At 33.2% G+C, this 401-nt stretch carries 1 protein-coding gene; it reads right to left on the reverse strand.

The features are described 5' to 3' along the window. The coding region (locus D7Y15_RS43905) for a hypothetical protein (RefSeq protein ID WP_199746090.1) at positions 1-361 on the reverse strand (361 nt) is incomplete at its 3' end. Positions 362-401 lie beyond the last annotated feature (40 nt).

The raw sequence follows: 401 nt of genomic DNA on the forward strand, positions 1-401 counted from the left end.
CTTCCATCTCATCATTAAAATCGTAGTTACGTGCCATCAAAGTGTGGCCATTTTCAATCTTGTTTGGTACTGCAGACATTAAGCTACATCCACGTTCTAAATATGTCATTGCATAAAAAATTGCTTGTTCTTTGGAAATTCCAACTGTATCTACGAATCCTTCGATTTCCTCATTTGCACCACTGCAATATCGATCAAGAAAAGTAAATATTTCTTTTAATTTACTTTGTGGATATGCATTAGGTGGTAAGATTACCCTTTTCAATAAATTAGGTTCCGATAAAATCCAATTCCCAATCTGTGTTCCAACCTCATAACTTGTTCCTACAAAATTCTTTAAGTATGTCTTTGTCTTTTTCATAAGAAGCACCTCATCTTTCAAAAGAATTATAAGCTAAGAT

This window comes from Corallococcus sp. AB030, assembly GCF_003668965.1.
GTDB classification, from domain to species: domain Bacteria; phylum Myxococcota; class Myxococcia; order Myxococcales; family Myxococcaceae; genus Corallococcus; species Corallococcus exiguus.